This window comes from Amorphus coralli DSM 19760, assembly GCF_000374525.1.
Lineage (GTDB): Bacteria > Pseudomonadota > Alphaproteobacteria > Rhizobiales > Amorphaceae > Amorphus > Amorphus coralli.
This window is the reverse complement of record NZ_KB894573.1, coordinates 416,481-443,064: the sequence shown is the minus strand read 5'-3', so window position 1 is coordinate 443,064 and position 26,584 is coordinate 416,481. Positions and strand designations below refer to the sequence as shown.

Sequence of the window (26,584 nt, the reverse complement as noted above, 5' to 3'; positions counted from 1 at the left end):
GGAGGAATTCCAGGAAATCCGGGGCTTTCGAGGGGGGCGGGCACCCGCTGTCAGCACACATCTTGCGAAAACGGCGTTCTTCTGGCAATTTCTGGCAAGAGATTAGGACAGGATTGCTGTCATAAATCGACCGGAACGGAGCGTTGGGGCTGGAAATCCAGGGCGTCCGGTTGGATGATGGCGACCACGGCCTGCGGACGGTATAAGCCGATCGCCGGACGGGGCGCAGCGCAGGCGCACCCGGAGAACGGCCACAAGAACTGCGCGGCGTTTCCGGCAGCGATCGACCGATCGATCGAGCCGCAATCTCCCGAGCGGAGATGCGACCCGATCGGCCGAAGTCTGCCGGGATAACGCCGGACGGGGGCTCAGCATGCCGGGGGGAGGCCCGGACCGAACGCCCCCGGGATCCATGCGCGTTTCAGCGTCGAGCGACCGGGCGGATCTCCGCCCGCACAGCCGACGCGCCGGAGCACAGGGCCGTCCGACGGCGCGCTGCTCCAGACAGTCGAGATCGGTCGGTCGTCGTCCGGAGCCCAGGCTCCGCCGATTGCCGACCCCGGAGCACGGGCCGGCACGCCGCCGGCACGCCGCTTCAAGTGGTTGAACGCGAACCCGGTGCCATCGGCCGCAAGGCCGGGGAAACGGGCTCCAGACGAGGCATGCGGACGATGAGCAAGATCACGGGTGAACCAGTGAGCGTCGCGGCCCCGGCCCTTGCGGGCGAGGGCACGCAGGACCGCGGCATGGCCGCGCGCGCCGCGCGGACCCGGGCCGGCAAAGAGGGCCTGTATCGTCCGGGCGCGGAGCACGATGCCTGCGGCGTCGGCTTCGTCTGCGACCTGCATGGCCGCCGCTCGCACACCATCGTCGAGCAGGGGCTCCAGATCCTGGAGAACCTGACGCATCGCGGCGCGGTGGGCGCGGACCCGCTGGTGGGCGACGGCGCCGGCATGCTGTGCCAGGTGCCGCACCAGCTGCTGGTGGAGGAATGCCGCGAACTCGGCTTCGAGCTGCCGGAGGCGGGCCAGTACGCGGTGGGCATGGTGTTCATGCCGCGCGACGAGGCGCTGCGCGAGCACTGCCGCGAGATCATCGCCAAGGCGGTGGCCGACGAGGGGCATGTGCTGCTCGGCTGGCGCATCGTGCCGGTGGACAATGCCGGCCTGTCGCCGCTGGTGACCGACGTGGAGCCGGTGCACACCCAGGTGTTCATCGGGCGCGGCGACGCCGGCGTCGATGACGAGACCTTCGAGCGCCAGCTCTACATCCTGCGCAAGGTCATCTCCAACACCATCTACGGCGAGACCGAGGGCGAGAAGTCCGACTTCTACATCGTCTCGATGAGCTGCCGGACGCTGGTCTACAAGGGCATGTTCCTGGCCGACCAGCTGGGCCCCTACTACAAGGACCTCAGCGACCCGCGCTTCGAGAGCGCCATGGCGCTGGTCCACCAGCGCTTCTCCACCAACACCTTCCCGTCGTGGCGGCTGGCGCATCCCTACCGGATGGTGGCCCACAACGGCGAGATCAACACGCTGCGCGGCAACGTCAACTGGATGGCGGCGCGCCAGGCGAGCGCCGAATCGGAGCTCTACGGCCCCGACATCAACAAGCTCTGGCCGATCTCCTACGAGGGCCAGTCGGACACCGCGTGCTTCGACAACGCGCTGGAGTTCCTCGTCCAGGGCGGCTACTCGCTCGCCCACGCGGTGATGATGCTGATCCCGGAAGCCTGGGCCGGCAACCCGCTGATGGATGACGACCGCAAGGCCTTCTACGAGTACCACGCGGCGATGATGGAGCCGTGGGACGGGCCGGCGGCGGTGGCCTTCACCGACGGCCGCCAGATCGGCGCGACGCTGGACCGCAACGGCCTGCGCCCGGCCCGCTACGTGGTGACCGAGGACGGGCTGGTTGTGATGGCGTCGGAGGTCGGTGTGCTGCCGATCCCGGAGGAGAAGATCGTCTCCAAGTGGCGCCTGCAACCGGGCCGCATGCTGCTCATCGACACCGAGGAAGGGCGCATCATCTCCGACGAGGAGGTGAAGCGGCAGCTGTCCACCGCCAACCCCTACCGCAAGGGGCTCGACCGCACCCAGATGGTGCTGGAGGACCTCGTTCCGGTGCGCGGCCGCACGCCGACCACCAACGAGAGCCTGCTCGATCGCCAGCAGGCGTTCGGCTACACCCAGGAAGACCTGAAGTTCCTGCTCGCGCCGATGGCGACCATCGGGCAGGAGGCGATCGGCTCCATGGGCACCGACACGCCGCTGTCGGTGCTCTCCGACAAGCCGAAGCTGCTCTACACCTACTTCAAGCAGAACTTCGCCCAGGTGACGAACCCGCCGATCGACCCGATCCGCGAGGAGCTCGTCATGAGCCTGGTGTCGTTCATCGGGCCGCGGCCGAACCTCTTCGACCTGAAGGGGCTGTCGACCCGCAAGCGGCTCGAGGTGCGTCAGCCGATCCTGACGAACCACGACCTGGAGAAGATCCGCGAGATCGGCGACATCGCCGACAACCAGTTCCAGACCATCACGCTCGACTGCACCTACTCCGCCGAGAAGGGCGCGGGCGGCATGTCGGAAGCCATCGAGCGGCTTTGCGACCGGGCGGAAAAGGCCGTTGCGGACGGCTTCAACATCATCATCCTGTCGGACCGGCTGGTGAGCCGGCAGCGCATCGCGATCCCGGCGCTGCTGGCCACCGCGGGCGTGCACCATCACCTGATCCGCAAGGGCCTCAGGACGTCGGTGGGCCTCGTCGTGGAATCCGGCGAGCCGCGCGAGATCCATCATTTCTGCGTGCTGGCGGGCTACGGCGCGGAAGCCATCAACCCCTATCTCGCCTTCGAGACGCTGGCGGAGATGAAGTCCGGCTTCCCGGAAGAGGTCGACGACGAGGAGGTGGTGCTCCGCTACATCAAGTCCATCGACAAGGGCATCCTGAAGGTGATGTCCAAGATGGGCATCTCCACCTACCAGTCCTATTGCGGCGCGCAGATCTTCGATTCCGTCGGCCTGTCGGACGACCTCGTCGACCGTTTCTTCTTCGGCACGGCAACCACCATCAGCGGCATCGGCCTGCAGGAAATCGCCGAGGAGACCGTGCGCCGGCACGTCTCCGCCTTCGGCGACGACCCGCTCCTGGTGCGCAGCCTGGACGTGGGCGGCGAGTACGCCTACCGCACCCGCGGCGAGAGCCACATGTGGGGGCCGGACGTCATCGCCCACCTGCAGCATGCCGTCCGCACCAAGCAGCGCGACGAGTATGTCGCCTACGCCAACCTGGTGAATGAGGACGCCGGTCGCTACACGGTGCGCGGCCTGTTCCGGCTGAAGCCGGCGGAGGAGCGCGGCGCGACGGCGATCCCGATCGAGGAAGTCGAGCCGGCCTCGGAGATCGTCCGGCGGTTCGCCTCCGGCGCCATGTCGTTCGGGGCGATCTCCAAGGAGAGCCACGAGACGCTGGCGATCGCCATGAACCGCATCGGCGGCAAGTCGAACACCGGCGAGGGCGGCGAGGAGGCGGAGCGCTTCCTGACGCTACCCAACGGCGATTCCAAGCGCTCGGCCATCAAGCAGGTGGCCTCGGGCCGCTTCGGCGTCACCACCGAGTACCTGGTCAACGCCGACCAGATCCAGATCAAGATGGCCCAGGGTGCCAAGCCCGGCGAGGGCGGCCAGCTGCCCGGCCACAAGGTCGACGCGATCATCGCCAAGGTCCGGCACTCCACGCCGGGCGTTGGCCTAATCTCGCCGCCGCCGCACCACGACATCTATTCGATCGAGGACCTGGCACAGCTCATCTTCGACCTGAAGAACGTCAACCCGGACGCCGACATCTCGGTGAAGCTGGTGTCGGAAGTGGGCGTCGGAACGGTGGCCGCGGGCGTCGCCAAGGCGCGGGCCGACCACATCACCATCGCCGGCTTCGAGGGCGGCACCGGCGCCTCGCCGCTGACCTCCATCAAGCACGCGGGTTCGCCGTGGGAGATGGGCCTGGCGGAAGCGCACCAGACGCTGGTCCTGAACGGGCTGCGCTCGCGGGTGGCGCTGCAGGTGGACGGCGGCATGCGGACCGGCCGCGACGTGATCATCGGGGCGATCCTGGGCGCCGACGAGTTCGGCTTCGCCACCGCGCCGCTGATCGCCACCGGCTGCCTGATGATGCGCAAGTGTCACCTGAACACCTGCCCGGTGGGCATCGCCACCCAGGACCCGGTGCTGCGCAAGCGCTTCAAGGGCACCCCCGAGGACGTCATCAACTACTTCTTCTTCGTGGCCGAGGAGGCCCGGGAGCTGATGGCGCAGCTGGGCGTGCGCACCCTGAACGAGCTGATCGGCCAGACCCAGATCCTCGACCAGACGCGCCTGATCGACCACTTCAAGGCCAAGAGCCTGAACTTCGACCGGGTGTTCTTCCGCGCCGAGGGTGAGCCGGAGGACCTCTATCACACGGCCCGCCAGAACCACCCGATCGACGAGGTGCTCGACCGCCGGCTGATCAAGCAGGCCATCTCCGGCATCGCCCACAAGACGCCGGTGCGCATCGAGGAGACGATCAGCAACGTCGACCGCTCGGCCGGCGCCATGCTGTCGGGCGAGGTCGCCAAGCACCACGGCAACGACGGGCTGCCGGACGACACGATCCACATCACGCTGCGCGGCACGGCGGGCCAGGCGCTGGGCGCGTGGCTGATGAAGGGCGTGACGCTCAACCTGATCGGCGACGCCAACGACTATGTCGGCAAGGGCCTGTCGGGCGGCAAGATCATCGTGCGGCCGCCGGAGAACGTGCAGTTCGAGCCGGAGCGCTCGATGATCGTCGGCAACACGGTGCTCTATGGTGCGGTGGACGGCGAGTGCTATTTCCGCGGCGTCGCGGGCGAGCGCTTCGCGGTGCGCAACTCCGGTGCGATCGCCGTCGTCGAAGGCGCCGGCGACCACGGCTGCGAGTACATGACCGGCGGCGTGGTGGTGGTCCTCGGCCAGACCGGGCGTAACTTCGCGGCCGGCATGTCGGGCGGCGTCGCCTACGTGCTGGACGAGGCGGGCGACTTCCCGTCGCGCTGCAACCTGGCGATGGTCGACCTGGAGCCGGTGGTGGAGGAGGACGACCTCCTGGAGAAGCTGCACCACCACGGCGGCGACGTGGAGACCAAGGGCCGGGTGGACGTGTCCTCCGACATGACCCACCACGACGACGAGCGGCTGCGCACGCTGATCGCCGCCCACGTCGAGCACACGGGCTCCAGCCGCGGCCAGATGATCCTCGACAACTGGGAGACGTTCCGTCCCAAGTTCGTCAAGGTGATGCCGGTGGAGTACCGGCGCGCGCTCCGCGAGATGGAGCGGGCGCGGGTCGGCGTGGCGGCCGAGTGAGCGCGGTGACGCCCGCGCGGGCATGGAAGGCGGACACCGGACGCGGCCGAAAACCGGACCGCACGGAGACCGCCGGCTCGACCCTTCTCTGAAACGCCTTTATCAGGCTGGGGACAGGGGACGGACCGGCCGCCGTGGGGACCCGCGGCGGACACCGGGCGCGCGCGATGCGTGGCGCAGACGAGACAACGACGACGTCAAGGCAGGATTGGCCGAATGGGCAAGGTGACGGGTTTTCTTGAGATCGACCGGCAGGACCAGAAGTACCAGCCGGCATCCGACCGGGTGCGCCATTTTCGCGAGTTCACGCTGCCCCTGTCCGAGCAGGAGGTGCAGCGCCAGGCCGCCCGCTGCATGGATTGCGGCATTCCCTACTGCCACGGGCCGCAGGGCTGCCCGGTGGACAACCAGATCCCGGACTGGAACGACTTGGTCTATTCCGACGACTGGCAGGGCGCGGCCTACGACCTGCACTCCACCAACAACTTCCCCGAGTTCACCGGCCGCGTCTGCCCGGCGCCGTGCGAGGAAGCCTGCACGCTGAACCTCGAGGACGTGCCGGTCTCCATCAAGACCATCGAGCAGGCCATCGCGGACAAGGCCTGGGACAATGGCTGGGTGCGGCCGCAGCCGGCCAACTTCCAGACCGGCAAGACCGTGGCCGTGATCGGCGCCGGGTCGGCCGGCATGGCGGCGGCACAGCAGCTCGCCCGGGTCGGCCACTCCGTCCACGTCTACGAGCGTGAGCCCAAGGCCGGCGGCCTGCTGCGCTACGGCATTCCCGACTTCAAGATGGAGAAGCACCACATCGAGCGGCGCGTCCGCCAGATGGAGGCGGAAGGCGTGACCTTCCACTACGGCGTCGACATCGGCGTGAACGCGACCATGCAGGAGCTCATCGACGGGCATGACGCGGTGCTGATCGCGGCCGGCGCCGAGCATCCGCGCGACCCGGGCCTGCCGGGCATGGACCTGACCGGCGTCCACTACGCCATGCCGTTCCTGGTGCAGCAGAACCGCCGCGTCGGCGGCGAGACCTTCGACGAGGAGCCGATCCTCGCCGGCGGCAAGCACGTGGTGGTCATCGGCGGCGGCGATACGGCGTCCGACTGCATCGGCACGTCGTTCCGCCAGGGCGCGCTCACCGTCACCCAGCTCGACATCCGCCCGATGCCGCCGCTGAAGGAGGACAAGCTGACGGTCTGGCCCTACTGGCCGACCAAGTTCCGCACCTCGTCCAGCCAGGCGGAAGGCGCGGAACGCGAGTTCGCCGCGGCGACGCTCGGCATCGTCGGCAAGAACGGCCGCGCGACCCATGTCCAGTGCGCCCGTGTCGACGAGAAGCGCCGGCCCATCGAGGGCACCGAGTTCCTGCTGAAGGCCGACCTGGTGCTCATCGCCATCGGCTTCTCCGGCCCCAAGCAGGGCACCTACCTGGACGAGCTGTCGACGCTCGAGCGCGACCGGCGCGGCAACGTGGCGGCTGACACCGAGGGCTACCAGACCAACGTCAAGAAGGTGTTCGCCGCCGGCGACGTGCGCCGCGGCCAGTCGCTGGTGGTCTGGGCGATCAAGGAAGGCCGCCAGGCGGCGCGGGCCATCGACATCTACCTGACGGGGGCGTCGACGCTGCCCAGGTAGGGGTGATTTTCTCCCACCTCAGCCCCGAAATCCGCTCACCCCGGCGAAAGCCGGGGTCCAGGGCGCCCGAACTCCGAAGCTGTGACCTGCGGCCCTGGATTCCGACTTCCGTCGGAATGAGCGGAGGATTGTGCGGGTGTTGGAGTAACCCAGCATTCCGTTCGGCGCCTGCCGACAGGCCGCATGGACTCCCGCTTTCACGGGAGTTAGCGGAGGATGGGGGCTAGCTCCTGGGCTCGTAGCGCAGCGCCACCGCGCCGGAGCTGAGCTCGATCCGCTCCACGAGCCTGAGGTCCAGGGGCTTCGACAGGCCGGCGAGCGCCGCAGGCCCGTGGCCCGCGACCCGGGGATGGGCGACGAACTCGTACTCGTCGATCAGCCCCAGCTCCGCCAGGGCGAGCGGCAGCGTCACGCCGCCGACCAGCAGCCCCTTGCCGGGCATGTCCTTCAGCGCCTGCACCGCGCTCCCCAGATCCCCGCGCAGCAGCTCGGCGTTCCAGTCGACCCGCTCCAGCGTGGTCGAGACAACGTACTTCTTCGCCGCGTCGATAATCCCGGGGAAGGGGTCCGTTTCGCTCATTCTCGCGTCGGAGGGTCCCGGCTGCCGGAACGCCTCCTCCATCATCCGGTAGGTCACCCGCCCGAGCAGCAGTGCGTCGGCCCGCTCAAGGGTCGAGGCCGCATGGCGGTGCAGGCTTTCGTCGGCCGGGACGGCGTTGTGATCGCAGCAGCCGTCGAGGGTCACGTTGAGGGAATAGCGCAGGGGGCGCATCGCGGGGGCCTTTCTGGCGGCTCAGTCGCGGTCGGGCGCGCCGAGGGGGAAATAGTGGCGGAACGGCCGGCCGCCGTCGACGCAGCGGACCATCGAGGGTCTCGCCAGGAGCCGCGCCCGGTAGGCGCGCAGCGTCGGACAGGTCTCCGGGATCGGGTGGGTCCAGTCGGCGTAGAAGAGGGAGGGCGCGGCGGCGCAGTCGGCCATGGTGAAGTCCTCGCCCGCGGCCCAGGTGCGCCCGGCGAGCGCGCCTTCCAGCCAGCCATAGGCCCGCTCCAGCTTCTCGGCGGCGATCTCGAGGCCCCGGTCCTTGGAGACCGGCGCCCGGTTCAGCGCGGCGTCCACCGCGACCTGCATGGCGTCCATCACGTGATAGTCGAAGAAGCGGTCCATGAACCGCACGTCGAGCGCCGCCGCCGGGTCTTCGGGCAACAGGCGGACGGGGCCCGGATGGGCGAGCTGCAGGTGCTCGATGATGATGGAGGATTCCACCACCGTGCGGCCGTCGTCGACGAGCAGCGGGAAGCGCTGCAGCGGCCAGCGGCGCAGCCATTCGGCCATGTTTTCCGTCTGATCCGGCTCCAGGCAGTGGAAGTCGAAGGGCGTGTCGGTCTCGTAGAGCGCGATCAGGACCTTCTGGGTGTAGGAGGAAAACGGGTGTCCGTAGAGCGCGAGCGACATGGCGGTCCTTCCCTCAAATCCACTTGTTTATTGCAAGTGGTTGATGGGTAGCCCATCTGCTTGCATATTGCAAGTGGAGGGACTGGAGCGAGTCGCATGGCGCAGCACGGCCGATCGGGGTGCCCGATCAACCTGACCCTGGAACAGCTCGGCGACCGCTGGAGCCTGATCGTCATCCGCGACGTGATGTTCGGCAACCGGCGCAGCTACGGCGCGCTGTTGTCTTCCAGCGAGGAGGGCATCGCCTCCAACATCCTCGCCGACCGCCTGAAGCGGCTGACGGCGGCGGGGCTCCTGAGCCGCGAGCCGGACCCGGCCCACCGGCAGAAGGCGATCTACAGCCTCACCGAGGCCTCGATCGAGCTGGTGCCGCTGCTCGCCCAGATGGGCGCCTGGGGCCGCCGCCACACCCGGCCGAGCCGGGAGCTGTCGGTGCGCGCCGGGCTCCTGGAGGACGGCGGGCCGCCCCTCTGGGAGGCGTTCATGGACGAGCTGCGCCATCTGCATCTCGCCGCGCCGCCGCCGGAGCGGTCGGTGTTCGTCGAGCTGCAGGCGGCCTATGAGACCGCGATGGCGGAGAAGGGCTAGGAATGGCCGAGAAGGGATAGCGACGCGCCGGTTTTCTCCCGACCTCTCCCCACCCGCTCCTTCCAGCGAAGGCTGGAACCCAGTTGCCGAGGTCGCAACAGGCGGTGTGGGGGACGAGGCCCGTTGCCAGTGGCAGCGCGCATCCTCTCGCCAGGGTTCTCCGGATTTTCTGCCCCAACTGGGTTCCAGCCTTCGCCGGAAGGAGAGGAGTATGAGACGGGTGTTAGATTAACCCATCATTCCGCCTGAGCCTGCCGATAGGCCCTATGGACTCCCGCTTTCGCGGGAGTGAGCGGAGAAAATGGCGGGCGTCGGCGTGAGACAATCTCCGCCTTGCCGGTCAGCACCCACCAGCGCGCGACCGCGCGTCGGCCGGAGGCGGCCCACCCGGAGCCGGTGCGCGCCAGCGCACTCGGCGTGAGGGGGTAAAGGGACAGGCTGCGGCCTGCGGCCCTGGATTCCCGCCTTCGCGGGAATGAGCGGAGAAAAAGGCACGGCCTTCCCGCATCACTCCCACCAGCGGACGACTGTCCGCCGCCCGGTCAGGGCGCGTCCGCGCAGCGGCGAACGAAGTGAACTCGCGTGAGCGAAAAGATCCCGCACCAGCGCACTCGGCGTGACGGATTCCTTTTGCCGCAATCCCGGACGGAAAACCGGTTCCCACTTTTCCTGGGATTGCTCAGTTGCTCCCGTCCAGCAGCCGCCGCGCGATGACCTGGGCCTGGATCTCGCCGGCGCCTTCGAAGATGTTGAGGATGCGCGCGTCGCAGAGCACCCGGGAGATCGGGTATTCCAGCGCGAACCCGTTGCCGCCGTGGATCTGCACGGCGTTGTCGGCCGCAGCCCAGGCGACGCGGGCGGCGAGCAGCTTGGCCATGCCGGCCTCCAGGTCGCAGCGCCGGCCGGAGTCCTTCTCTCGGGCGGAGAAATAGGTGAGCTGGCGGGCGAGCGCGATCTCCACCGCCATCATGACGAGCTTGTCGGAGACCCGCGGGAACCCGAAGATAGGCTTGCCGAACTGTACGCGCTCGCGGGCATAGCGCAGGCCGAACTCGAAGGCCGCCTGGGCGGTGCCGATGGCGCGGGCGGCGGTCTGGATGCGGGCCGCCTCGAATGTCTGCATCAGCTGCTTGAAGCCCTGGCCCTCGACGCCGCCGAGAAGCGCGTCGGCGGCCACCTCGAAGCCGTCGAAGGCGATCTCGTATTCCTTCATGCCGCGATAGCCCAGCACCTCGATCTCGCCGCCAGACATGCCGTCCGCCGGGAACGGATCGGCGTCGGTGCCGCGCGGCTTTTCGGCCAGCAGCATCGACAGGCCGCGATAGCCGCTCTCGGACGGATCGGTGCGCACCAGGAGCGTCATCAGGTCGGCGCGGACGGGATGGGTGATCCACGTCTTGTTGCCGCTGACCCGGTAGACGTCGCCGTCCTTCACCGCGCGCGTCTTCAGCGAGGCGAGATCGGAGCCGGTGTTGGGCTCGGTGAAGACGGCCGTCGGCAGCACCTCGCCCGAGGCGATCTTCGGCAGCCAGTCTTCCTTCTGGGTCTCGGTGCCGCCGCCGAGGATGAGCTCGGCGGCGATTTCGGAGCGGGTGCCCAGCGAGCCGACGCCGATATAGGCGCGCGACAGCTCCTCGGAGACCACGCACATGGCCTCCTTGCCGAGCTCCAGCCCGCCATAGGCCTCGGGGATGGTCAGGCCGAAGACGCCGAGCTCCGACATCTTCTCCACCACGTCCATGGGGATGTAGTCGTTTTTCAGGTGCCACTCGTGGGCGTACGGTGCGACCTCGGCCTCGGCGAAGCGGTGGATCTCCACCCGCATTGCCTCGATGGTCTCGTCGAGGCCGAGCGCGCCCACCGGCGAGCCGATGTCGTGGACCGCGAGGATCTCCGCCAGTGCCGCGCGGGTGGCGCGGGTGTTGCCCTCGGCCAGGAACCAGCGCACGGCGTCGGTGCGGGCCGGAGCGACCGTGTCGTCGTCGAGGCCGAGATCGGCCAGCCGCACGATCTCGCCCTGATTCATCGGGATGCCGCCGAAGACCTGGGAAAGATACTCGCCGAAGCCGATGCTCAGGATGAGCAGCTCGGTGTCGCCCAGCGCGCCTTCGCCGGAGAGCCGGGCGGCGTAGTCGGCCATCTCGCGCAGCGCCTCGACATAGGTGGCGAGCCAGGCGTAACCATGCACGGCGTGCTGGTCGGCCTCGAGCCGGGCGGCGTCGATGCGGCCGTCGACCACGAGTTCGGCGCGCAGGCTGGCGCGGGCGCGCTCGGCGAGCGCCTCGACGGCGGAGACCGCCTCGCGGGCGCGCTCCACGAGCTGATCCGGTGCGATCGTGGGTCCAACTTCGTCTGCGCGCATGGCAACCTCCCTGGCAACTCCCCGGCAAGACGATATAGACAGGTCGGGGGGATCGGCAAATGAAGTTGTGCATTGCGGCATAGACCGCCCCACGCGTTGAGGACCCGGACAGCCGCCATGGCCTTCGCCGACCACCATCACCGCTACCGGGAGCACATGCGCCAGCTGCTGCGCCGGGTGCCGTGGGTGGGCGCCACCTGGCGGGTGATATCGAGCGCGGTGGTGCGCTTCGACGCCGACGACGGCTGGGCCATCGCCAGCCACGTGGCGCTGTCGATGCTGTTGTCGCTGTTTCCGTTCCTGGTGATCCTGGGCACGCTGGCCGCCATGTTCGGCTCGCAGGAGCTGGCGACGGAGGCGACGTCGCTGGTCTTCTCCACCTGGCCGCGCAGCGTCGCCGACGCCATCGCCGGCGAGGTGTCGGCGGTGCTCGACCGACCGCGGGGCAGCCTGCTCACGGTGTCGTTCGTGGCGTCGATCTGGGTGGCCTCCAATGGCATCGAGGCGCTGCGTCTGGCCCTCAACCGGGCCTACCGGGCGAACGAGGACCGGGGCCTGATCTTCCGCCGGCTGCAGAGCCTCGGGTTCGTGTCGTTCGGCTCGCTGACGATGCTGGCGGTGGGGGTGCTCCTGGTGCTGGGGCCGATCACGTGGTCGAACCTGCTCCTCTATGCGCCGTGGATGGTGACCTTCTCCAAGATCTTCCACCTGTCGCGCTTCTTCCTGGCGGCGATGATCATCGTGGTGGCGCTGGTGGCGGCGCACGTCTGGCTGCCGGCGGGGCGGCGGCGCTTCGCCGACCTGTTGCCGGGCATCGCGGCGACGCTGGCCTTCTGGCTGATCGGGGCGGCGGGCTTCGGCTACTACCTGAAGGATTTCGCCAACTACGCGGCGACCTATGCGGGGCTTGCCGGCATCATGACGGCGGTGGTGTTCCTCTATCTCTCCGCCGGGCTTTTGATCCTCGGGGCGGAGATCAACGCCGCGCTGCTGCGCTACCGCTCGGAGCGGTCCATCACGCCGGTGTCGGACTGAGGGGCGCGTCGCGTCGGGGGTGAGGGGAGTCTTTTTGAGCCACAATCCCGGACGGAAAACCGCAAAAGCACTTTTCCTGGGATTGGTCGATCAGCGCGCGACTGCGCGCCGGCCGGCGGCCGCCCACCCGGAGCCGGTGAGCGCAAGCGAACTCGGCGTGAGGGGAGTTTTTGAGCCGCAATCCCGAACGGAAAAACCGCAAGAGCAGTTTTCCCGGGATTGCTTTAGCTCTTCCGCCCGGCCAGCGCGACGGCGAGCGAGGCGAGCGCCATGCCGAAGATCTGTAGCGGCAGGAGATCCTCGCCGAAGAAGGCGAAGCCCATCAGCGCGGTGACGGCCGGCACCAGGTAGAACAGGGTGGCGAGCTTGGAGACGGCACCGGCGCGGATCAGGATCATGAACAGCGTGACGGCACCGACGGAGAGGACCAGCACCAGCCAGGTGAGGGTGAGGATGAAGGTCGGCGTCCAGTCCACCACCATGGTCTCGGTGAGGAGCGCCACCGGCAGGGCGATGGCGAGACCGCCGGCATATTGCAGCAGGCCGCCGATCCACAGGTTCATGTCGGTGGCGAAGCGCTTCTGGTAGACGGTGGCCGACGAGATCGCGACGACGGAGATCAGCACCGCCACGATGGTGGCCGGCGTGATGCCGCCGGCGCTGAGGGTGAAGCGGGGACCGAGCACGAAGCCGACGCCGACGAGGCCGACGGCCAGCGCCGCGAGGGTGCGCATGGACAGGCGCTCGCCCAGCCCGACGCTGGCGGCAATGGCCGTCATCAATGGCTGCAGGCCGACGATCAGGGCCGCGACGCCCGCCGGCATGCCGTGGGCGATGGCCCAGAAGACGCCGCCCAGATAGACGCCGTGCATCAGCATGCCGATGACGACGGAATCGCGGATCCGCGCACGGCTGTCCGGGAAATGCGCCCGGGTGACAAGGATCGCGATGCCCATCACGGCAACCACGGCGGCGAAGCGCAGCGCCAAGAAGGTGAAGGGTTCTGCGTAGGGGGCGCCGAACTTGGAGCCGATATAGCCGGTCGACCAGAGCAGGACGAAGGTCGACGGGATCGCCCATTCGACGAGCAAGCCGCCGCCGGGCTTGCCGGATCCTCTCTCACTCATCGCAGGGGAACCGCGGTGGAACGGGCGGGTCGGCGCGGCAAATCGGCATCTCCTGGACGGCGGACCGGAAGCGGGGAGCGGGCGGATCGCCCGGTGCGCGACCAAAGCACCGCCGCCCGCCGGCTTCAACCGGCGAGTGTGCAGGGCAGGGCTGCGTTAACCCGGCGCTAACCATGTTGGCGCGACAGTCTGGACCTGACCAGATGCCGGCCGCGCGCCGGTTCCGCATGCCTGTTGACCGGGGGAAGGGCCATGAACCGCCTCGCCGCACTCGTCGCATCCGCTGCCGTCCTGGCGCTTTCCATCGGGACCGTGCCGGAGCCGGCTACGGCTGGCCAGACGGTGCGGATCTGGGACGAGCAGAACCAGCGCTGGATCAACTACCGACCGATCGGTTCCAAGCCGAAGACCCAGGCGCGCCCGCAATACCGCTATTTCGATCCCACCTCCGGGCGCTGGAAGACCTACCAGGCCTCGCGCGAGGAGATGCAGGCCATCCACGAGGCGCAGTACCGGCGCCGGGTGGTGCCGTTCCGCACCAACGAGCCGGTGGGCACCGTCATCATCGACACCCAGACCCGCTATCTGTACCTGGTACAGCCGGGCGGCCAGGCGATCCGCTACGGCATCGGGGTGGGGCGCGACGGCTTCACCTGGTCCGGCGTGGAACGGATCAGCCGCAAGGCGGAATGGCCCGACTGGCGGCCGCCGGCCGACATGCTGGCGCGCCAGCCGAACCTGCCGGAGTTCATGCCCGGCGGGCCGGAGAACCCGCTCGGCGCCCGCGCGCTCTATCTCGGCTCGACGCTCTACCGCATCCACGGCACCAACCAGGCCTGGTCGATCGGCTACGCCGTGTCGTCGGGCTGCATCCGGCTGAAGAACGAGGACGTCGCCGACCTCTACGAACGGGTGCCGGTGGGCGCGAAGGTGATCGTTCTCGGCCTGGAGAGCGACCGCAGGCTGGTGACGGCCGCCCTTAACTGATCCTCACGCCCAGATGGCGATGGGGAGGCCGCGGGGATCGTGCTCCAGCGGCGCGGGGAAGGGCTCGGCCTCGCCGTCCGCGATGCGGGCGGCGATGAGGACGTTGGCCGCGGCATCCAGCAGATCGTCCGCGCCGACGCCGGGAAGCCGCGGGGCGTCGAAAATCCGGCCGGGCAGGCCGCAGCGCTCCAGCAGGGCGCGGCGCTCATCGAGACCCGGCCGGGAGGCCCGGCTCTTCACCTTCTTCGGCTCGGTCATGGCCTCTTCGCCGTTCAGGCGCCAGAAGGCGACCTCCGGATGGGTCTCGAACATCCGCGCGATCAGCTCCGGACGGTCGAGGAGCAACCCATCGAGCTCGCGAATCCTGTCGAACAGATAGAAACACTGCTTCGACACCTTGCGTGGCGGATCGGACGTCTCCATCGCGACCCGGCAGGCCTCGCGGTAGTCGGTCTCGTAGACGGCGGCCCGCGAGGGGACCGAGAAGACCGAAGACTGGCGCATGCCCAGCAGCGGACGCACCGCGCGTTCCGGACCGCGCCCGTTCGGGCCGGTGTGGTCGCGCAGCCCGATGGGCATGTCGATCGCGAAGACCGCGTCGTCGGGAAGAAGCCGGATGAGGTCCGCGACGCGGGCGACCGCACGGACGTCGATGGCCTCCGTTCGTGCCCGGTCAAGAACCACCGCGACCCAGCCACCCCGGCACCCGTCGACGCCGACGACGGTGCCGGCGGAGTTCATGCCTTCACTTCGCCCAGATGGCGCATCTGCACCATTGCCATCGGGCGCGGCAGCCGGCCCTGATCGGCAACGATGGCGAGTTCGTCGGCCCCGGCCTTGGCGGAGCGGGCGACGATCTCGAAGGCGCCGGCGGTGGTCTTCTCCAGGGCCACCGGGTTGGGATGGCCGGCGAGGATCTGGTCGATGAGGAGGGCGGCGGCGAGATCGCCGGGTCCGTGCGGGGGATGGGCCACCAGCGGGTGCTCGGCGACCCAGGCGCCCCGCGGAGTGGCGTAGAGGGTGGCGACAGAGTTGCGCATGAGGGCAGGGGCGGAGGTGACGAGGACACGCTCCGGCCCGAGGGCGCGGGCGGCGGTGAGCGTGTCGCCGATGGTGTCGGTGGCAAGCCCCGTCAGCCAGGCAAGCTCGTGCCGGTTGGGCGTGGCCACGTCGGCAATGGGAAGGAGGGCGGTGCGAATCGCGTCGGCGGTTTCTTCCGGTACGTAGAGGCCTTCTTCGTCGCCGGTGACGGGGTCGCACAGATAGCGGATGTCGGGATTGCGCGCCTTCACCGCCGCCACGAAGGTCGCCACCGCAGCCGCCTGTCCAGCGTCGCCGAGATAGCCGGAAACGATGGCCCCGACCTCGTCCAGCCAGCCGGAGCCGGCGAGTTCATCCAGCGCGGCTTGGAAGTCGGCGGCCGGCGGAACAATGCGGGTCGAGGGGCCGTGCCCGGGATGCCAGGGCAGGAACACCGTGGGCACCGACCAGACCGGGTGGCCGAGGCGCTCCAGCGCGAAGCCGGTGGCGCGCAGTCCGACGCCACCCCGGGCGACGAGGGAGGAAATGACGACAACGGCGGCAGGCGGCTTGGTGTCCATGGCGATGATCCGAAAAGGAGCGCTCGACCGGCGGACAATGCGCCAACCGGGCCGCGGCGATCAACCGGCCGCGCCGCGACCGATCCATGCAGATGGCGCATGGCGCAGGTGACACGTCCCGGTTGCCGGGGCCGGTCGCGCGAACGTGATGAAAAGGGCCGCGGCGGCGGAGGGATCCGCGTTCAGGACGTCGGGTGCGTCGCCACCACGAAGCCGGGATTCGAGCGTGTGCCGGGATGGGCCGGATCGTCGGTGACCAGCAGCGTGGAGCCGGGCACGAACAGGGTGGCCAGATACTCACGCACCGAGGCGTCCGCAGTAATGCGGTGGAGCGGATCGACGCTCGGCGTTGCCGCCTTGCTGCCGCTGTCGGTCTCGTAGCTGATCGCCACCCATTGGGCCGGCTGGCCGTCGGGCTGCGCCTTCATGACGTAGATCGTGCTGCCGAGCGGCGGGCCGTCGGCAATCGTGATCGGTCCCTCGAAGGTGAGTTCGCCGTTTTCCATCACGTAGATGGTCCTGTCGGCGGCCGAGGCGACCACGGCGGCGGGAACGGGAGACGCGGGAATCGCGGGGGCGCCGGCCGTGTCGCCATTGGTCATGATGGTTTCCGCCTGGGCCTCGGCCTGGGCATCGGCGGGCAGGAGAAGGCCGGGATGCAGCACGTCGGCCGGGCCGGAATGGCTGTCGGCGATGATGACGGGCGTTCCGATCCGGGTGATGCCGAAGAGATCCTTGGAGAAGGCGAGCGGCATGTGCACGCAGCCGTGCGACGTCGGATAGCCGGGCAGGCTGCCCGCATGCAGCGCAACGCCGGACCAGGTAAGCCGCTCGGTGAACGGCATCGAGGCGTTGTTGTAGATCGAGGAGTGGTGGTCCTTGTCCTTCTGCAGGATCGTGAAGACGCCGGTGGGCGTTTCGTGTCCCTGCCGTCCGGTGGAAACCGTCGTTGCGCCGACCAGCACGCCGTCGCGATAGACGTAAAGCCGCTGGGCCGGGATGGAAACCAGGATAACGACCGGCCCGTCGGGAGCGCGGTCGAGGTCCCAGAGAAATTCCCCGGGCTTCATGGCATCGACGTCGAGGGCGTGGCTGCGGCCGGCGAGGCCGATCCCGGCAACGCCGGCGAAGGCAAGTCCGTGGAGGAAATGACGGCGGTTGAACACGGGCGGCCCCCTTGCTGACTGGATCGCGGCGGGCGGCGGCGCCCGGACCCTCACGGCGCGGCGTCCAGCCATTTCCCGCCAACATGCATCCGCCTGACAGGGTTAACAGCCGGTTAGCGGGGCCTGCGAAGCGGCGGCTTCAGGCGCCACACGGTGGTGCGCTTGATCTCGCTGTCTTCCAGCGCGCGGGTGACCTCGACGGAGTATTCCGCCACCGGCTCCAGGCGCTCGCGCGGCAGGTAGCTCCGGCCGGGGTCGCCGACCAGCACGTCGGTCCCCGCCGCGCGGGACCGATCCAGCCACGCCAGAACCGCCTTGCCCATGGGCTGCTCGTAGAAGACGTCGCCGGCGAGAAGCACGTCGACGTCCGGGACGGGGCCGGACAGGAGGTCACCGAAATGGACGGTGATCGGGGTCGCGTTGACGGCGGCGTTGAGGCCGATGGCCGCGACGGCGAAGGAGTCGATCTCGCTGGCGATCACGCTGCGGGCGCCCGCCTTCGCAGCCGCGATGGCGACGAGGCCCGACCCGCTTGCGAAGTCGTGGACGCTCTGCCCGGCGACGGTGCCGGGATGATCGAGGAGGTAGCGGGCAAGCGCCTGTCCCCCGGCCCAGGCGAAGGCCCAGAAGGGCGGGGGAACCCCGAGGGCGCCGAGTTCTTCCTCGGTCTTCTCCCAGAGATCGGTGGCCTCGTCGGCGAGGTGGAGAACGATTTCCGGGACGTGCGGCGGCGCCCACAGACGGGTGTGGGCACGAATGAAGGCGCGGCGCCGCTCCGGCGCTGTGTCCGGATCGATGGGCGGGGCCGGGCTCAGGCGGTCACGCCTCCCATCTCGCAGACCAGCTTCCATTCCTCGTCCTTCACCGGCTGCACCGACAGGCGCGAATTCTTCACCAGCATCATGTCGGCCAGCTCCGGCGTCTTCTTGATGGTGTCGAGGGTGACCGGCGTCTTGAAGGGTTTCACCGCGGCGATGTCGACGCAGTACCAGGTGCCAGTGCCGTCCTTGGAATCGGGATGCGCCTCGGCGATCACCTTGACGATTCCGACCACCTGCTTCTCGTTGACCGAGTGATAGAAGAAGCCCAGATCGCCGACCTTCATGGCCTGCATCTGGTTCTTGGCGAGGTGGTTGCGCACCCCGTCCCACTCCTCGCCTTCCTCGCCCTTGGCCACCTGGTCGTCCCACGACCAGGTGTTGGGCTCGGACTTGAACAGCCAGTATGCCATGGAACCGACCGTCAGATCTTGGCGCCGACGGTGGCGCGCCAGGGCAGCACCTCGACCGAGTCAAACAGCCCGGCGCCGGCGTAGGGATCGTTCGCCAGGAAGACGCGGGCGCCCTCCAGCGTGTCGGCCTCGACGATCAGCATGGAGCCGATGGAGGTCGCGCCATCCTCGCTGGTGAACGGGCCGCCGAGCTTCACGGTCTCCGCGTTCGCCTCGAGCCAGGCGAGGTGATCCGGACGGGTGTTGGCGCGGACGTCGGTGGCACCGGCGCGGTCCCGGCAGATGGCGACGAAGAGCATGGCGTTCCTTTCCAGGTGATCGGTGCGGCCCTCGAACGGGCCGGCTGTCCTCCGGTACCCTACTCGGCGCGCCGATGCCAGATGGCGGAATGCGGGGGCTCAGTCGTGCTCGCGCTTCAGCGGTCGGCTGAGCAGGGCCTCGATGGCGCGATCGATGGTCATCCGGTCGGCCAGCACGGCGGCGACTGCCTGCATGATGGGGGTGTCGACGCCGAGGCGTTCGGCCAGGGCAATCGCCACGGGCGCGGTGGCGGCGCCTTCCACCAGCGGCCCGCTCTGCAGCGCATCGGCGACGGTGGTGGTGCCGCGGCCGAGCGCCTCGCCGAAGGCGAAGTTGCGCGACTGCGGATTGGTGGCCGACAGCAGCAGGTCACCGAGGCCGGACAGGCCGGTGAGGGTTTCCCGGCGGCCGCCCTCGGCGACGCCGATGCGGATCATCTCCGCCAGTGCCCGGGTGGTGAGCGCGGCATGGGCGGAGGCGCCGAGATCGCGGCCGGCGACGATTCCGGCGGCGATGGCCAGCACGTTCTTCAGCGCCCCACCAATCTGGACGCCGCGCAGGTCGTCGGAGGCGTAGGGCCGGAAGCCCGGCGTGGCGAAGACCTCGGCCAGCAGGTCGGAGAGCGCCGGGTCGAGGGTCGCGATGGTGACGGCGGTGGGCAGGCCGCGCGCCACCTCGCCGGCAAAGCCCGGGCCGGAGAGCACCGCGACGCGGGCCTGGGGCAGCGTCTCGGCAACCACGTCGGAGAGCAGGCGACCGCTGGCGCGGTCGATGCCCTTGGCGGTGATCACCACCGGCGTGCCGGGCGCGACCATCTCGGCGGCAGCAGCGGTGACGTCGCGGGTGGTCTGTGCCGGGGTGGCGAGCACCACGATGGCGCAGCCTGCGGCCTCGGCGAGATCGCCGGTTGCGGAGATCGCCGGATCGAGGGTGACGGCCGGCAGGTTCGGCGCGCGCCGGTCCTCGGCGATGGAGCGCACGGTCTCCGGGTTGCGCGACCAGAGAATGACGCGGTTGCCGGCACGAGCCGTGACCTGGGCAAGCGCGGTTCCCCAGGCGCCGGCGCCGAGAATGCCGATGGTGCGGGGCTCTGTCATGGTCAGACCTTCACGCCGAGCCGGCCGTGGCCGACGAGGGGGGCTGCGTCGGCATCCAGCGGCCAGCGGGGGCGGGCGGTGAGGCCGGGATCGTCGTCGAGGCCGGCCATGGCGCGTTCGGCGCCGGCCCAGGCGATCATCACGCCGTTGTCGGTGCACAGGCGTGGCGGCGGCACCACGAGACGGCCGCCGGCTTCGCGGGCGGTTCGCTCCAGCGCGGCGCGGACGGCGGTGTTGGAGGCGACGCCGCCGGCCGCGACGAGGGCGGGGGTGTCGGAACCGGTCTCGTCGCGGAAGCGGGCCAGCGCCCGGGCCGACTTGATGGCGAGGATGTCGGCGATCGCCGCCTGGAAACTGGCGCAGATGTCGGCGATCGCCTGGTCGTCGAGCGGGTCGGTCTGCAGCGCGGCGAGACGCACGGCGGTCTTCAGGCCGGCGAAGGAGAAGGCGAGATCGGGCCGGTCGGCGAGGGGGCGGGGGAAGGCGAAGCGGGTGGCATCGCCGGTTGCGGCGCGGCGTTCCACCTCGGGGCCGCCGGGATAGCCGAGGCCAAGCAGCTTGGCGGTCTTGTCGAAGGCCTCGCCGAGGGCATCGTCGATGGTGGTGCCCCAGCGCCGGTAGCGGCTGACGCCTTCCACGAGGATGAACTGGCTGTGACCGCCGGATACGAGCAGCAGCAGGTACGGAAAGTCGACGCCGTCGGTGAGCCGCGCGGTGAGCGCGTGGGCCTCCAGATGGTTGATGGCGCGGAACGGCAGCCGGGCTGCGGAGGCGACGGCCTTGCCGGTGGTCAGGCCGACGAGCAGGCCGCCGATCAGGCCCGGGCCGGCGGTGGCGGCGACAAGGTCGAGGTCGGCGAAGGTGAGGCCGGCGTCTTGCATCGCGGCCTGGACCACGGTGTCGACCACCTCTACATGGGCGCGGGCGGCGATCTCCGGCACGACGCCGCCGAAGGCACGGTGTTCCTCGACCTGGCCCCGGATGACGTCGGACAGGATCCGGCCCTCGCCGGGCGCGTCGCAGGAGACGATGCCCGCCGCGGTTTCGTCGCAGCTTGTTTCGATGCCGAGTACGATCATGCGATCCGCCGGCGCCAAGCGGCTTGGCCACCGGAGGGCGCGTCGTTATGGTCCGTGACTTCGTCCCATGCGGTTAGCATCGGAAGCGCACTTCTTGCAATTGGACTTGAGAGTTGAAACGGATTCGCATCGGAACCCGCGGCAGCCCGCTGGCGCTCGCCCAGGCCCACGCCGTGCGCGACGGGCTCGTCGCCTCGTCGGGCTTCGACCCGGACGCGGTGGAGGTCGTGGTCATCAAGACCACCGGCGACAAGGTGCTCGACCGGCCGCTGTCGGAGCTCGGCGGCAAGGGGCTGTTCACCAAGGAAATCGAGGACGGCCTGCTCGACGGCTCGCTGGACCTGGCGGTGCATTCCGCCAAGGACGTGCCGACGGTACTGCCCGACGGGCTGGCGCTGGCCGGCTACCTGCCGCGCGAGGACGTGCGTGACGCCTTCATCTCGCTGAAGGCGAAGACCTTCGACGACCTGCCCGAGGGCGCGGTCGTGGGCACGGCGAGCCTCAGGCGGGGCGCGCTGGCGAAGCGGCTGCGGCCGGATCTCCAGGTGGTGAACTTCCGCGGCAACGTGCAGTCCCGGCTGCGCAAGCTGGAGGCCGGCGAGGTGGACGCGACGCTGCTCGCCATGGCCGGCCTCAACCGTCTCGGACGGCCCGATATCGCCACCTCGGTGCTGGACATGGAGCGGTTTCCGCCGGCGCTGGGCCAGGGCGCCATCGCCATCGAGACTCGCGAGCAGGATGCCCCGGTGCTGGAAGCGCTGGGGCCGCTGCTCGATCGGGCGACCGCCACCTCGCTCGCCGCCGAGCGCGCCTTCCTGGAAACCCTGGATGGCTCCTGCCGCACGCCCATCGCCGGCCATGCGACGCTCAGCGGCGACGGTTTGTCCCTGCACGGCCTGATCGCCACTCCGGACGGCGCCCGCGTCGAGGAGATGGTGCTCGATGGCAAGGCGGCGGACGCGCCCGAGATCGGCCGCGCGGTCGGTCGCGAGCTGAAGGCGCGGGGTGGCCCCGAATTCTTCGTGGACTGGGTCTGAGCCATGCGCATCCTCGTCACCCGGCCGCTTCCCCAGGCCGAGGAGACGGCGGAGCGCCTTGCCGCGATGGGCCACGAGCCGGTCCTGTCGCCGCTTCTCGATATCGTGCCGGACCCCACCGTCTCTCTGGATCCCGGCGATGCGAAGGCGCTGGTGTTGACGAGCCGTGGGGCGGTGCGCGCCCTGGCGCGGCACCCGGAGCTCGCCCGGGTGATCGCCATGCCGACGGTGACGGTGGGGGACGCCACGGCGGAAGCCGCGCGCGCGGCCGGTTTCCGGGACGTCCGATCGGCCGGTGGCACGGTCGCCGACCTGGCTGCGACGCTCGCGGCGGATCCAAATCGCCCCCGGGCCGTTCTCTACCTGGCGGGGCGTGACCGCAGCGGCGACCTGGCCGGCCTTTTGGCGGAAGCCGGAACGGTCGTCGACCTGCGCGTCTGCTACCGCGCGGAGACGGCCTCCGCGCTCACGGCAGAGGCGAGCGCGGGCCTGAAGGAGGGGGACATCGACACAGCATTGTCCTTTTCGCCGCGTTCGGCGGAGACGCTGGTGAGGCTCGCGGACCGCGCGGGCGTCGGGGCGGCGCTCGCCGAGATCAACCACGCGTGCCTGTCGGAGTCGGTGGCCGATGTGCTGCGCGGAGCCGGCGCCCGCCGGATCATCGTGGCGGAGCGGCCGGACCAGGAGGCGCTTCTGGCGCTGCTTACGCGGCAATGGCCGTCCGCCGATCGACGGTGAAGAGGCCGTCTACGGGGTCTCCCGGACGGCGGCAGATGAGAATTGGTGTATAACCGGGGCCGAGGCGACGATAGTGTTCGACCAGGGCCAGCACGAGGACGGGGTGAGCAATGGCGGCGACGAATGATCCGAGCGATCCGAAGGGCGGAAGCGGCCGGAAGACCCCGCCGGTGCTCGACCTGTCGGCCTCGGAGGTCGAGCCGCGCACGTCCGGGTCAGCCGACCCGTCCAAGGACGAGAAGGGAGGCCAGAAGGATCCCAAGGCCGGCGACGCGGGAACTGCCAAGTCCGCTGCCGACGCCGCGAAGCCGAAGGACGGCACCAAGCGCAAGGACGACGGCCAGCCCAAGGGCTCAGCCACGGCATCCACCACGTCCGGCAAGGCGTCGAGCCCGGTGCCGAGCGTCGGTCCGGCCAAGAGCGGCGCGGCCGGCATGACACTGGGCACCAGCGCCGAAGGCGACGCGGCAAAGGCGGGCGACGCCCCGAAATCGACCGAAACGAAGACGGACAAAAACGCGGCGGACGGAGCCTCGAAGAAATCGTCGGCGGGCTCCGGCTCGCCTGCCGGAGACGGCGGGGGTGACGACAGCGATGTCGCTGCCACGCCTGCGCCGCCGCGGCAGTCGGACGGCATCGGGCTTGGCGGCGCCATCGTCACGGCGGTGGTGGCGGCGGTCCTCGTTGTGGGCGCCGGCTACATCGCCATCGACGCCGGACTGCTTGGCGCGCCCGGTTCGGGGCCGCGCACCGTTGCCCAGGGTGGGGCTCCGTCGGTGGAAAGTCGCATCGCTACGTTGGAACGGCGGGTGGAGAATGCCGGCTCCGGCGGCGGTGAAGCCGCGCAGGCCGTCAACGATCTGCAGCAGGATATCGAGGGCCTCAAGGCACAGGTCGAGGGCATGGGCTCTGATCTGCCCGGCCGGGTGAGCGCGCTGGAATCGCAGGTGACGGACGTCGCGAACGCCCCGCCCGCCGTGTCGCAGAACGATCTCCAGGCGCTGCGCGACGGGGTCTCAAAGGCCAGCGATGCCGCGAACCAGGCCGCAAGCGCCGCGGGAAACGCGGCAGCCGAGGCCGGCAAGGCGAATGCCGCCATCGCGCCCATGCAGCAGTCCATCGAAAGCCTCAAAACCGCGCAGGCGGCTCTCCAGTCGTCGCTGCAGCAGCTGTCCGGCACGGTGTCCGACCTGTCGTCGCGGGTGACGGAACTGGAAAAGATCGTCGGCGGTACCGGTCCGCGCGAGGCCGCCGCACTGGCACTCTCCACCGCGGTGCTCGACGAGGCGCTCAGGACCGGCGAGCCCTATGCCCCGGCGCTTGCCGCGGTGAAGACGCGGCTGGAGGATCCCTCCATCGTCGCGCCGCTGGATGCCTATGCCGAAACGGGGCTGCCGACACGGCGGGCCCTCGTTGCAGCCTTCCCCGAGGTCGAGGACTCGATCCGGGACACCGTGCGCGGCGGGGCGCAGGACGAGGGCTTCATGGCCGGCCTGCTCGCCAACGCGGAGTCGCTGGTGAAGGTGCGTCGCACCGACGCGCCGGAAGATGGCGGCGTCAGCGCCACGCTGGACCAGATCCGTGCCGACCTGGACAAGGGCGATCTGGCCGCGGCCGCATCCGACTGGACCAAGCTGCCGGAACCGGCCCAGGCGGCGTCGAAGACCTGGCACGACCAGGTCGCGGCGCGCGTTGCGGCCGATGCGCTGGTGGCCAAGGTCACCCAGGACGTGCTGGCCAGCCTCTCCCAAGACCCATCGGCTGCCCCGCAGCCGGCGCCCGCCGCCTCCACCGCCCCCGGAAACTGATCGAGCGGATACGAGACCATGATTCGCCTGCTAGTCTTTCTGCTCGTCGTTTTCGCGCTGGCCCTTGGCGGTGCCTGGATCGCCGACCGGCCCGGTGCTGTCGACATCACCTGGCTGGGCTACGAGATCCAGACCTCGACAACGGTCGCGATGGCCGCGCTGATCGCCGTCATCGCGGTGGCGATCATCCTGTGGTCGCTGTTCCGGGCGATCGTCCACACGCCGGGGCGCATGTCGCGCTTCTTCTCCCGCCGCAAGAAGGACAAGGGCTACCGGGCGTTGTCCAATGGGCTCATCGCGGTGGGGGCCGGCGATCACCGGCTGGCGCGCCGCTATGCGAGCGAGGCGCGTCGCACGCTGCCCAACGAGCCGGCCGTGGCTCTGCTGGAGGCGCAGACGGCGCAGCTTGGCGGCGACAGGGCGCAGGCGCGCACGGTCTTCGAGACGATGCTGGAAGACCGCGACACGCAGCTTCTCGGCCTGCACGGCCTCTACGTGGAGGCGAGCCGCGAGGGTGAGGCGGAAGCCGCCAAGCACTACGCCAACGAGGCGGCGGAGCTGGCGCCGAGCCTTCCGTGGGCGGCCAGCGCCCAGTTCGAGCACGCCGCTGCGGAGCGCAACTGGGAGGAGGCGACCCGCATCCTCGACCGCAACGCCCACAACAAGCTGGTGGACAAGCCGACCGCCCGCCGGCGCAAGGCGGTGCTCTTGACCGCCCGCGCTCTGGAACTGGAAATGGGCGAGCCAGAGAAGTGCCGCGCCCTGGCGCTGGAGGCGCACAGCCTGGCCCAGGACCTGGTGCCGGCCGCCGCCGTGGCGGGACGGGTTCTGGCGCGTCTCGGCGACGTCCGCCGGGCGACCAAGGTGATCGAGCAGACCTGGAAGCGCACCCCGCACCCCGACCTCGCGGAGGCTTACGCCCACATCCGCCAGGGCGACGCGGCCCGCGACCGGCTGAAGCGGGTGCGCACGCTGGCCGCGCTGCAGCCGCAGAGCAACGAGGGCGCCTTCGCGGTGGCAGAGGCGGCGATCGACGCCCGCGAGTTCGACGAGGCGCGCACCGCCATGCGGCCGGTGCTGAACGACCATCCGACCCAGCGGGCCTGCCTCCTGATGGCGGAGCTGGAGGAAGCGGAGACCAACGACCAGGGCCGCGTGCGCGAATGGCTGTCGCGGGCCGTGCGGGCGCCGAAGGATCCGGCCTGGACCGCCGACGGCATCGTGTCGGAAAGCTGGGCGCCGGTCTCGCCGGTGACCGGTCGCCTCGATGCGTTCGAATGGCGGGTGCCCTACGAGGCGCTTGGCACGGTGATCGAACCGCCGATCGACGAGGCGCTTATGGCTGCGGCGCCGGCCACTGCCCTGAAGACGGTCCCGTCCTCGGCACCGGCCTCGGCCGAAGCGGCGGTGGTTGCGGTTTCAACCACGGCGGCCCCGGCCAAGCCGGCGCCGGCAGAACCCGCGCCGCCGATTGCCGACCCGATGGGCGCATCCGCCGAGCCCGCCCCGGCGGCACCGGCCGCGAAGCCGGTGGAGCCGGAAGAGATCGTGCCGCCGCCCGCGCCCGCGTCCACTCCGGTTGCGGAGGAGAACGTGACCGACGTGAAACCCGTGGGCGATCCCGCCACCGGGACCACGGAGACCGAGAAGGCGGCGGACGAGGCCAATGGCCACAAGGGGCCTGAAACCGTGCGCTTCCCGCTGGAGACGCCGCCCGACGATCCGGGTCCGGACGGCGGGGAGCAGGAGCCTTCCGAGGGCAAGCGGCGGATGCGTTTCTTCAACTGATGCGCGCGGCTCCGGCCGGTTGCCCGGGCCGGAGCGCACCTCGTGCGGATTTGGCCATCCGGCGAGGAACCGGTATGGTCCCGCCAACCAGCACACGCAGTCGAATGCGCTTCGGCGGGGTCCGCATCGATGAGGTCGGACCGTCCGCGGTGGCGTAAC

The 26,584-nt window shown here is 69.8% G+C and carries 21 protein-coding genes; 9 read left to right on the top strand and 12 right to left on the bottom strand.

Features of this window, described 5'->3' with window-relative positions:
* The first annotated feature begins 746 nt into the window (after window positions 1-746).
* A complete protein-coding gene (gltB, locus tag C507_RS0112795) occupies window positions 747-5,387 on the top strand; it encodes a glutamate synthase large subunit (protein WP_245559689.1) in 4,641 nt (1,546 codons plus the stop codon).
* A 216-nt stretch (window positions 5,388-5,603) separates the two neighbouring features.
* Window positions 5,604-7,028, top strand: a complete 1,425-nt coding sequence (locus C507_RS0112790) for a glutamate synthase subunit beta (RefSeq protein ID WP_018700103.1) — start codon at window positions 5,604-5,606, stop codon at window positions 7,026-7,028.
* Between the two features lie 223 nt (window positions 7,029-7,251).
* On the opposite strand, the gene C507_RS0112785 is transcribed toward C507_RS0112790, so the two are convergent.
* Window positions 7,252-7,800 carry a dihydrofolate reductase family protein gene (locus C507_RS0112785; protein ID WP_018700102.1) on the bottom strand — a complete coding sequence of 183 codons (549 nt, stop codon included), beginning with the start codon at window positions 7,798-7,800 and terminating at the stop codon, window positions 7,252-7,254.
* A gap of 21 nt (window positions 7,801-7,821) precedes the next feature.
* Entirely contained in the window at window positions 7,822-8,481 is a 660-nt protein-coding gene (locus C507_RS0112780) for a glutathione S-transferase family protein (protein WP_018700101.1), read from the bottom strand.
* A gap of 96 nt (window positions 8,482-8,577) precedes the next feature.
* Between C507_RS0112780 and C507_RS0112775 the strand changes: the two genes are divergently transcribed.
* The gene (locus C507_RS0112775; RefSeq protein WP_018700100.1) at window positions 8,578-9,069 is read left to right on the top strand and encodes a winged helix-turn-helix transcriptional regulator; all 492 of its coding nucleotides are present in this window, start codon (window positions 8,578-8,580) and stop codon (window positions 9,067-9,069) included.
* Window positions 9,070-9,748: 679 nt separating this feature from the next.
* Here the strand turns inward: C507_RS0112775 and C507_RS0112770 are convergent.
* Entirely contained in the window at window positions 9,749-11,431 is a 1,683-nt protein-coding gene (locus C507_RS0112770) for an acyl-CoA dehydrogenase family protein (protein ID WP_018700099.1), read from the bottom strand.
* Window positions 11,432-11,548: 117 nt separating this feature from the next.
* On the opposite strand from C507_RS0112770, the gene C507_RS0112765 reads away from it, so the two are divergent.
* Window positions 11,549-12,466, top strand: a complete 918-nt coding sequence (locus C507_RS0112765) for a YihY/virulence factor BrkB family protein (RefSeq protein WP_018700098.1) — start codon at window positions 11,549-11,551, stop codon at window positions 12,464-12,466.
* A 224-nt stretch (window positions 12,467-12,690) separates the two neighbouring features.
* Here the strand turns inward: C507_RS0112765 and C507_RS0112760 are convergent, their stop codons facing one another.
* Window positions 12,691-13,593 (bottom strand): DMT family transporter, encoded by a 903-nt coding sequence (locus C507_RS0112760; RefSeq protein ID WP_156829286.1) that lies wholly within the window; start codon window positions 13,591-13,593, stop codon window positions 12,691-12,693.
* Window positions 13,594-13,845: 252 nt separating this feature from the next.
* On the opposite strand from C507_RS0112760, the gene C507_RS22825 reads away from it, so the two are divergent.
* Window positions 13,846-14,580 carry a L,D-transpeptidase gene (locus C507_RS22825; protein WP_018700096.1) on the top strand — a complete coding sequence of 245 codons (735 nt, stop codon included), beginning with the start codon at window positions 13,846-13,848 and terminating at the stop codon, window positions 14,578-14,580.
* A 3-nt stretch (window positions 14,581-14,583) separates the two neighbouring features.
* On the opposite strand, the gene C507_RS0112750 is transcribed toward C507_RS22825, so the two are convergent.
* The 8 genes from C507_RS0112750 to tsaD form a co-directional block, all read right to left on the bottom strand.
* Window positions 14,584-15,321 (bottom strand): DUF429 domain-containing protein, encoded by a 738-nt coding sequence (locus C507_RS0112750; protein WP_018700095.1) that lies wholly within the window; start codon window positions 15,319-15,321, stop codon window positions 14,584-14,586.
* Window positions 15,318-16,181: a pyridoxal kinase PdxY gene (pdxY, locus tag C507_RS0112745; protein ID WP_018700094.1), complete on the bottom strand. Its 864-nt coding sequence runs from the start codon at window positions 16,179-16,181 to the stop codon at window positions 15,318-15,320. Before pdxY ends, C507_RS0112750 begins: the two co-directional genes overlap by 4 nt.
* A gap of 182 nt (window positions 16,182-16,363) precedes the next feature.
* A complete protein-coding gene (locus tag C507_RS0112740) occupies window positions 16,364-17,347 on the bottom strand; it encodes a L,D-transpeptidase (RefSeq protein WP_018700093.1) in 984 nt (327 codons plus the stop codon).
* Window positions 17,348-17,460: 113 nt separating this feature from the next.
* Entirely contained in the window at window positions 17,461-18,198 is a 738-nt protein-coding gene (locus C507_RS0112735) for a class I SAM-dependent methyltransferase (protein ID WP_018700092.1), read from the bottom strand.
* Window positions 18,159-18,578, bottom strand: a complete 420-nt coding sequence (locus C507_RS0112730) for an EVE domain-containing protein (protein WP_018700091.1) — start codon at window positions 18,576-18,578, stop codon at window positions 18,159-18,161. Before C507_RS0112730 ends, C507_RS0112735 begins: the two co-directional genes overlap by 40 nt.
* Window positions 18,579-18,589: 11 nt before the next feature.
* Window positions 18,590-18,877: a YciI family protein gene (locus C507_RS0112725; protein WP_018700090.1), complete on the bottom strand. Its 288-nt coding sequence runs from the start codon at window positions 18,875-18,877 to the stop codon at window positions 18,590-18,592.
* A gap of 99 nt (window positions 18,878-18,976) precedes the next feature.
* Window positions 18,977-19,975, bottom strand: coding sequence for an NAD(P)H-dependent glycerol-3-phosphate dehydrogenase (locus C507_RS0112720; protein WP_018700089.1), 999 nt, complete (start codon window positions 19,973-19,975; stop codon window positions 18,977-18,979).
* 2 nt (window positions 19,976-19,977) lie between these two features.
* Window positions 19,978-21,054, bottom strand: coding sequence for a tRNA (adenosine(37)-N6)-threonylcarbamoyltransferase complex transferase subunit TsaD (gene tsaD, locus C507_RS0112715; protein WP_018700088.1), 1,077 nt, complete (start codon window positions 21,052-21,054; stop codon window positions 19,978-19,980).
* 113 nt (window positions 21,055-21,167) lie between these two features.
* Here tsaD and hemC point away from each other — a divergent pair, with 113 nt between their 5' ends.
* The 4 genes from hemC to C507_RS0112695 all read left to right on the top strand — a co-directional run bounded on the left by hemC (window position 21,168) and on the right by C507_RS0112695 (window position 26,425).
* On the top strand, window positions 21,168-22,091 hold the full coding sequence (hemC, locus tag C507_RS0112710; protein ID WP_018700087.1) for a hydroxymethylbilane synthase: 924 nt from the start codon (window positions 21,168-21,170) through the stop codon (window positions 22,089-22,091).
* Window positions 22,092-22,094: 3 nt separating this feature from the next.
* Window positions 22,095-22,829 (top strand): uroporphyrinogen-III synthase, encoded by a 735-nt coding sequence (locus tag C507_RS21255; RefSeq protein ID WP_018700086.1) that lies wholly within the window; start codon window positions 22,095-22,097, stop codon window positions 22,827-22,829.
* A gap of 110 nt (window positions 22,830-22,939) precedes the next feature.
* Window positions 22,940-24,637, top strand: coding sequence for a hypothetical protein (locus tag C507_RS0112700; RefSeq protein ID WP_018700085.1), 1,698 nt, complete (start codon window positions 22,940-22,942; stop codon window positions 24,635-24,637).
* Between the two features lie 18 nt (window positions 24,638-24,655).
* On the top strand, window positions 24,656-26,425 hold the full coding sequence (locus C507_RS0112695) for a heme biosynthesis protein HemY (RefSeq protein WP_018700084.1): 1,770 nt from the start codon (window positions 24,656-24,658) through the stop codon (window positions 26,423-26,425).
* The last annotated feature ends 159 nt before the right edge of the window (window positions 26,426-26,584 follow it).